Below are 7,818 nucleotides of genomic sequence, written 5' to 3' on the forward strand. Positions count from 1 at the left end.
CGTTTCGGTGTTGTGGTTGTAGATCTCCGGGCGCGCCTCGAGCACGGCCTTGATGGAGTCGTGGTTGCCCTGGAAATCGGGCACAAGGACTTCGACCGAGCACTCGGGGAGGCGCTGATGGATCTGCCGGATGGTTTCGGCGAAGATGTACGCGCCGAAGTCGGGGAGATCGTCGCGGTCGACGGAGGTGATGACCGCGTGCCGGAGGCCCATGCGGGCGATGGCTTCCCCGACGCGGTTGGGCTCCTCGATGTCGTATTCGGGCGGCTTGCCGTGGGCGACGGCGCAGTAGGCGCAGTTCCGGGTGCAGACGCTGCCGAGGATCATGAACGTGGCGGTGCCGTGCTGCCAGCATTCGCCGATGTTGGGGCATCGGGCCTCTTCACAGACGGAATGGAGGTTGAGCTCCTTCATCATGTGTTTGAGGCGGATGTAGTTGTCGCCGCCGGGCGCCTTGACCTTGAGCCACTGCGGTTTCCGCTCGGGGAGCGGATCGCGGCGGTGGCGCCCCATGATTTGTACCAGCTGCTCAGCCATATCCGGCACCGTGGAGCCCGGGGGGTGGTCCCGGGACGTGAACAGGGGAAGGTAGCCCCGTGCACGTTCCGCGCAAACCAGCGTAACTGTCATTTGCAAAATAGCCGGAATTTCCCTCTGGTCGAAACTCGAGAGGCGGGGCGAACGTAGAGGGAAGCGGCGCTGGACTTCCCCGGCGGCCGGTCGATGATCCGCTATCCCCGCCGAGAGGCGCGTATGCTCCGCACCCTGTTCACCGTCGGCATTGTGGCCCTGCTGGGGCTGGTGGCGCTCAAGCTCGTCTTTGGACTGCTGGGCCCGCTGGTCGCGCTCCTCTTCTGGCTCGTCGGCCTGGCGCTCAAGGTGCTCCTGCTCGGCGCCGTCGTGTACTTCGTGGTGCGGATGGTGAGTCCGGCGACGGCGGAGAGGATAGAGAGGGCGGTCCGGCGGTAGGGCGGTACTACGCGCGATCGACTACGCGTTGGCACCTACGCGTTGGAAAAAACGCGTTGGAAGAAACGCGTTGGCACGAACGCATAGGGGCGCGGGCAAAAACGCGGGCAAAAACGAAGGGCGACCGGGCTTGCGCCCAGGTCGCCCTTTCTTGTTTCCGGCCATCGGGGCCTACCTCAACGCGTTGGCGCCCACCTTGTTGCCCGCGCCGTTGTGCGTTCGTGCCAACGCGTCTTTTCCAATGCGTCCGTGCCGACGCGTCGGTGCCAACGCGTAGTCGATCGCGCGTGGTGAATCCCGCCGCGGCTACGCCGACTCCCCTTCCGGCGCCGCCCCCTCGTCCCCCTTGTCCCGTCGCCCGCGGGAGCGCCGCGCTCCTCCCCGGCGACCGCGACGACCACGACGCCGCGGTCGCGCTGCGCCGTCGGCCATGCTCTCGACCCCGCCCGCCTGGTCGTCGTCGTCCCCGTCCCCATCGTCCCCCGCGTCCTCGTCGGACTCCGCGCGGGGAGCGGCAACCGGCTCGCCGTCGATGTGATCGGCTGGGGTGAAACGGACGCGTGGGGGGCGCGGTGCCGACCGGTCGTCGGTGCCCGATTCCGGTGACTCTCCTTCGTCACCGTCGCTATCGGCAGCATCGTCGTCACTGCCTTCCGCCTCGCCCTCCGCCTCGCCCTCGGCCCCGCCCGGTGACTTCTTGCGACGCCCACGGCGCGACCGGCGGTTCCGCCGCCGCTTCCGCCGGGGCCCCTCCTCCTCATCCCCCGTCAAGGGGTCAGAGTCGTCGATCGCGGAATCGTTGGTCGCCTCGGCCTCCGATGCCGCGTCCGTGTCGCCGTCGCCGATCAACGCCTCTGGCCCCTTGATCGACAGCGGGAGGTCGTCGTCGTCCTGATCCATGGGCGGGAACGGCGCCCGCATCGTCGGCGGCTGGGGCGACTCGACGGACGGCGCCTCCGGTTCTACGGTCGAACGGTCAGCGATCGGTTCGCGCTCGTCGACGCGCGATGCGTCACGGCGCGCGGACGGCGCGGCGAACGGATCGTCGAGCTCGAGGGTGGGATCGTTGTACGGCGAGCGCGGCTCCTCCCGGCGACGCGGTGGCCGCGGCTCGGACGTCCCCTCGGGCCGCGCATCACGGGGCTCCCGCTCGGGACGAGGCGTGCGCGTCCGTTCGCGGGGCTGCCGCTCGGGGCGCTCAGCGCGCTCCGCCCGTTCGGCGCGCTCCGCACGCGCCGGACGTTCCTGGCGCTCGGTCCGCTCGCTCCCCTCAGGCCGCTCCCGGCGGCGGCGACCGCGACGCGGATCCTGCTGCTCGCCATCGATACCCGTGGAACCGTCACGCTCGCGCACCTTCTCGCGCAGCCGCTCGACGGATAGCTCGGGCTCCTCGCGCCGGCGCCCCTGCTGGCGCGAGCCGCGACGGTCGTCATTGCCGGTCTCCGCCGGGGAGGACCCCACCACCGCACGCCGGCCTCGGGCCGCCCAGGCCCACTTGAGCATGCTGAGCGTGTCGGCGAGGGCCACGCGCCGCGTCTCACGCATCCGGACCCCGAACGTCGGCTCCATCGGCACGTTCTCCACACGGCGTGCGTGCGGGGCCAGCCGGAGCAACAGATCGGCGTTGGCGGTCCAGCTGTCGCCGCTCACGAGCGGGGCGTTGCCCGCCAAACGAATCGCCTCGCGAAGCGCCGAGATACGTACCAACCGCATGGACGCCGTGAGGTCGGCGACCCCCTCCACCTTCACGAACGGGCGCATGACCCAGTGCCCGTACGTGAACAACCGCTTGACCGCCGTGGGGGCATCCGCGACGGTGAGACGTTCCCCCACCACGAGATCGGCGCCGCCCTCGAAGCGACGGGCGAATTCCGGTACGATCCCCGGCGGATCGGTGAAGTCGCCCTGCATGAGCAGGACCGCATCCCGGCGCGGATAGCGCGTGCGGGTGGCGACGTGGCGCAGCAGCGCGTCGACTGCCCCGGCGCACCCCAGTCGTGACTTGCCGCGCAGCACGGTCACCGGCATGGCGCGCTCGTACTGCGCCGCCACCTCGGCCGTCTCGTCGGTGCTCGCGTCGTCGTACACCACCACTTCGTACTCGCGCGGGAACTCCGCCAGCACCGTACGGAGCCGCCAGAGCAGCACACCAATGGTGGCGACTTCGTTGTGCGCGGGAATGGCGAGGTAGAGCACGGGATGAAGACGGGGGACGGACAGCCCGGCGGGGCACGATGCGACGCACCCGGGCACCGGTAGAGACACTGGCGAACCGCTATGCGTTCGATAATAACAGGGAAGGGGCCTTGGTGTGGCAGGCGCGGCGCATCTGGCGGTGTGATCGGTGGCTCGGAACCGTCGACGGGCGTGGATGCCGGCACGGATTGACGTCGCATTGGTCCGTACCGGTCTCTAGCTTTCGCCCATGTTCGATGAGCTCCGTGATTCCCTTCGTGCCCTCTCCTCCCGCCTCGACCCCGACGAGCGCCGGCGCATGAGCAGCGGCATGCGTGAGGCTCTGGTGCATGCGAAGCTCGCCGTCAACGACATGCGGGCGGCGCTGACGGCCACGGAACAGCGCCTGCGCAGCGAACAATCGGAGCTCGAGACGGTGCGCCGTCGTCAGGGGCTGGCGGCTGACATCGGTGATCACGAAACCGTGGCTATTGCCGAGCGATTCGCGGCGCAGCACGCCGAACGCGTGGCGGTGCTGGAGTCGAAGCGGATGGTGCAGCAGCAGGAGCTGGCGCTGGCCGAACGCGAGTACGAGTCGATGAGCGCTGATCTCCGGCGAGTGATGTCGGGGCTGGCGCCCGAGGCGTCGAGCGCCGAAGCGTCGAGCGTCGATGCGGCCGCGGCGCGTGAAGTGGACGCGCTGCTCGGCGACGAGCCGCTCCTGTCCGACGATCCGCTGGCTGCGCCCTCGCCGTCGCGGCGTACACGATCGGAGCGTGAGGCCGACGCCGAGGCGCGGCTGGCCGATCTCAAGCGAAAACTGGGGCGATGAGACGCGCCATTGGCGCGCTGATGGTGCTGTGCGGGATCGCGGGGCCATTCATTCACGTCGCGGCGGCACAGCAGAACATCCGCACCGATTCCACGCAATCCCGCCAACCGCCGGTGTCGAGTCGTGGACGCCTGCCAGTCACCGGGTGCTCTGGGCAGACGATCAGCGACATCGTGGTGATCACCCAGCCGCCGTTCAACGAGAAGTTGCCGCGGCAGCTCGAGTGGGTGCGACGCACGGTGCGCACGCTGCACGTGAACACCCGCGACAACGTGATCCGCCAGTTCCTGCTGCTCAAGGTTGGTGAATCATGCAACCAGATCAAGCGGGCCGAGTCGGAGCGTATCCTTCGTGCTCAGCCCTACCTGGTGGACGCGCGCATTCACGCGTACGACGACGAACGGGGCGGGGTGCGCCTCGAGGTGGAAACGCGTGACGACTTCAGCCTGCTCGTCGATCCGGTGGTGCGGGGGGGGAGTCCGATGTTCCGTGGGCTGCGTATCGGTGAAACCAATCTCGCCGGCCACGCCACGGCCACATTGTTCGAGTATCGCAACGGGCTCGCGTACAACGACGTGCTTGGCGTGCAATACACGGATTATCAATTCCTCGGGCAGCGAGACGAGTTGCGTCTCGAGGCGCGCCGCGAGCCGTTCGGTCAGCGCATGCGCATGCAGGTGGTCCGCCCGTACTACACCGACCTGCAACGTTTCGCCTGGGTCGGTGAACTCGGCGGTACCCGCGAGCCGATGCGACTATTGCGTGGCGACTTGCCGGTCAATGCGGTGAACGTGCGGCGCACCTTCGCCGACGTGGGAGGGCTCACGCGGGTCGGCCCGGTGGGTCGGCTCAGGCTCGTGGGCATGTCGCTGTCGCGCGAGCACATTCGCGTCGACTCGACGCCGCTGCTGCTCACTCGTGAGGGCGTGCGCGTCGACACCACGGGCTCACCGCCCCCGTTCTTCACGCCGAAGAACGTGCTGCGCGCGAATGTACTGCTGGGTGTTCGCGCGATCCGCTTCGTCCGCGTGCAGGGCTTCGACGCCCTGACCGGTGCGCAGGATATTCGGGTGGGCGCGCAGGTGGGTGTGGTGGCGGGGCATTCCATCCCGGTGGGTCCGGCTCCCGATCGCGATCGCTTCCTCGCCACCAACATCTACCTCGGTTGGGGCGGCCAGAAGTGGTTCGCCGGCGCGCAGGGGATCACGGAGGCGCGTTACAGTCTCGACCGGAAGCAGTGGGAGAACGTGATCGGCACCGGTCGGGCGGCGTGGTACTTCCGGCCCGCCATTCGTCAGACCACGGTGCTGCAGATGGAGTGGGCCACGGGCCGTCGCATGCTGACGCCGCTGCAACTCTCGCTCGCCGATCGCGAGGGGGGCCTCATGGGGCACCGCCGGTCGCACGACCCGGGTGCGCGGCGCCTCGTCTTCCGCGCCGAACAACGTCTGGTCGTGCCCACGCGACTCAACGTGGCCGACGTGGGCTTCGCGGGCTTTGCCGAAGCCGGTCGCTTGATGGCGGAGCAGTCGGTGCCATACGCGGTGGACACCCCGTGGCGCGGCGTGATCGGCATCTCGCTGCTGGCGGCCGTGCCTCCGCGCTCGCGTCGGCTCTGGCGTCTCGACGTCGGTGTGCCGGTGAGCAACGATCCGCGCAAGCGCCTCGAGGTGCGCATCACGGGGCTCGATCGCAGTCGTACCTTCTGGCGCGACACGCCGGACGTGGAGCGCAGCAGGGAAAGGACGGCGCCGACGTCGCTATTCACCTGGCCGTAGGGTCGGCGGCGCGGCGATCACCGAAACTACGCGCGATCGACTACGCGTTGGCACCTACGCGTTGGAAAAAACGCGCTGGAACGGACGCGTTGGCACCAACGCGGAGGGACGCGGGCGACAACGCTGGCACAAACGCGAAGACGCGGGCGACAACGCTGGCACAAATGCGGAGACGCGGGCGACAACGCTGGCACCAACGCGGAGGGACGTGGGCAACAACGATGGCACCCACGCCTGCGGCAGTCGCCGCCCCCAAGCGACCGAGGCGAAGCCAAGGTCGCCCCGTTGTTGCCCGCGTTTTCGCCTGCGCCCCTCTGCGTTCGTGCCAACGCGTCCGTTCCAGCGCGTTTTTTCCAGCGCGTCGGTGCCAACGCGTAGTCGATCGCGCGTCGTACCGACCGCTGCTACTTCACGCTCGCCATCATCTTGCGTATCGGCACGATCATCGCCAGCAGGATGCCCGTGCTCACGAACAGCGCGATGGCCGTGCCGCTGAACACGGCCGGCGTCTGTTCGAGCTTCGTGGGGTCCACGTGGCCGCCCACGAGGCCGGCGACGAGGTTGCCCACCGAGGCGGCGAGGAACCAGATGCCCATCATCTGCCCCACGTAGCGACGCGGAGAAAGCTTCGTCATGCTCGAGAGCCCCACCGGGCTGAGAAACAGCTCACCGCAGGTCTGGAAGAAGTAGCTCGCGATCAGCCACCACGGCGAGACGAGCGCGGTGCCACCGCTGGCGACCACCTGATTGGCAGCGGACACCATGAGCAGGAAGCCCACACCGGCGAGCGCCAACCCCAGGGCGAACTTGGACGGACTCGAGAGGTCGATGTTCCGTTTCGCCAGCGCGATCCACAGCGCGGCGAACACGGGCGACATGATGATGATGAACAGCGAGTTCACCGACTGGAACCACGTCGCCGGGATCTCGAAGCCGAACATGTTGCGGTCGGTGAAGTCGTTGGCGAAGAGCTGTAGCGATGTGGGCGCCTGTTCGAACGCGGCCCAGAAGATGGCGGCGAATACGAAAAGCACGAAGATGACCGCGCTGCGCTTCTTCTCGTCGCTGGTGAGTCCGCCGAACGCGAAGATATACGCGAAGAAGGCCACGGCGATGCCCACGAGGACGAACGTCATGGCGCCGCCGACCTGCTGCGGATCGATGGTGACCACGCCACCCGCCGCGAGCGCGAACACGAGCGCGAGCACACCGAGGCCGGCGAAGGTGCTGGTACGTACGGTCTGCTCCTGCTTGGCCTGCACGGCCGCATTGGGATCGCGTACGATGTCGGCACCGATGGGGCCGAGCAGCTTGCCCGCCAGCAGCCAGAAGCCCAGCAGACCGAACGCCATGCCGATACCGGCGGCGCCGAAGCCCCAGTGCCAACTCACGCGTTCGCCGAGGTAGCCGGTGACGAGCTGTCCCACGAAGGCGCCGGTGTTGATGCCCATGTAGAAGATCGAGAACCCGGCATCTCGACGCGCGCCGCCTTCGGGGTAGAGATCTCCCACGATGGCGGAGATGTTCGGCTTGAGGAGTCCCGTGCCGAGCACGATCAGCACGAGACCGAGGAAGAAGAAGATCTTCCCGATACCGGCGCCGGCGAAGCCGGACACACCGATCGCGAGGTGTCCGCCGGTGATGAGCACGGCGCCGATGAGGATGGCGCGGCGCAATCCCAGCCAGCGATCGGCGATCCAGCCTCCGGGCAGGGAGGCGAGATACACGCACGCCGCGTAGATGCCGACGATGGCGGACGCCTGCGTCCGCTCGAGACCGAAGCCGCCCTCGTTGAGCGCGGCGGCCATGAAGAGCACGAGGAGCGGGCGCAACCCGTAATACGAGAAGCGCTCCCACATCTCGGTGGCGAACAGCAGACCGAGGCCCTTCGGATGGCCGAAAAAGGAGCGGTCGGTGGTGACGGCGGTGCTCACGGGGTGGGGACTGAGGTGGGAGGTTCCTTGAGGCACGCGACGAAGTGCCCGGGGGCCTTTTCTTCGAGCGGCGGTACGACGCGGGTGCACACCGCATCCTTGAGCGGATGCGGACAGCGGGGATGAAACA

General features: G+C 68.3%; 6 protein-coding genes. 3 read left to right on the top strand and 3 right to left on the bottom strand.

The features are described from left to right. On the bottom strand, positions 1-537 hold a 537-nt coding region (locus ACIQ6O_RS10115; protein WP_396207663.1), incomplete at its 3' end, for a lipoyl synthase. 216 nt (positions 538-753) lie between these two features. Here ACIQ6O_RS10115 and ACIQ6O_RS10120 point away from each other — a divergent pair. Then, positions 754-969 carry a hypothetical protein gene (locus ACIQ6O_RS10120; protein ID WP_396207664.1) on the top strand — a complete coding sequence of 72 codons (216 nt, stop codon included), beginning with the start codon at positions 754-756 and terminating at the stop codon, positions 967-969. Between the two features lie 306 nt (positions 970-1,275). On the opposite strand, the gene ACIQ6O_RS10125 is transcribed toward ACIQ6O_RS10120, so the two are convergent. Then, positions 1,276-3,165, bottom strand: a complete 1,890-nt coding sequence (locus tag ACIQ6O_RS10125; protein WP_396207665.1) for a glycosyltransferase family 2 protein — start codon at positions 3,163-3,165, stop codon at positions 1,276-1,278. Between the two features lie 229 nt (positions 3,166-3,394). On the opposite strand from ACIQ6O_RS10125, the gene ACIQ6O_RS10130 reads away from it, so the two are divergent. Both ACIQ6O_RS10130 and ACIQ6O_RS10135 read left to right on the top strand, forming a co-directional pair. After that, a complete protein-coding gene (locus ACIQ6O_RS10130; RefSeq protein WP_396207666.1) occupies positions 3,395-3,976 on the top strand; it encodes a hypothetical protein in 582 nt (193 codons plus the stop codon). Continuing rightward, the gene (locus ACIQ6O_RS10135) at positions 3,973-5,754 is read left to right on the top strand and encodes a hypothetical protein (RefSeq protein WP_396207667.1); all 1,782 of its coding nucleotides are present in this window, start codon (positions 3,973-3,975) and stop codon (positions 5,752-5,754) included. The genes ACIQ6O_RS10130 and ACIQ6O_RS10135 overlap by 4 nt, the downstream gene beginning before the upstream one ends. 404 nt (positions 5,755-6,158) lie before the next feature. Here the strand turns inward: ACIQ6O_RS10135 and ACIQ6O_RS10140 are convergent, their stop codons facing one another. Beyond that, positions 6,159-7,688 carry a peptide MFS transporter gene (locus ACIQ6O_RS10140; RefSeq protein ID WP_396207668.1) on the bottom strand — a complete coding sequence of 510 codons (1,530 nt, stop codon included), beginning with the start codon at positions 7,686-7,688 and terminating at the stop codon, positions 6,159-6,161. Positions 7,689-7,818: the final 130 nt, after the last annotated feature.

This window comes from Gemmatimonas sp., from assembly GCF_044345575.1.
Taxonomy (GTDB): domain Bacteria; phylum Gemmatimonadota; class Gemmatimonadetes; order Gemmatimonadales; family Gemmatimonadaceae; genus Gemmatimonas.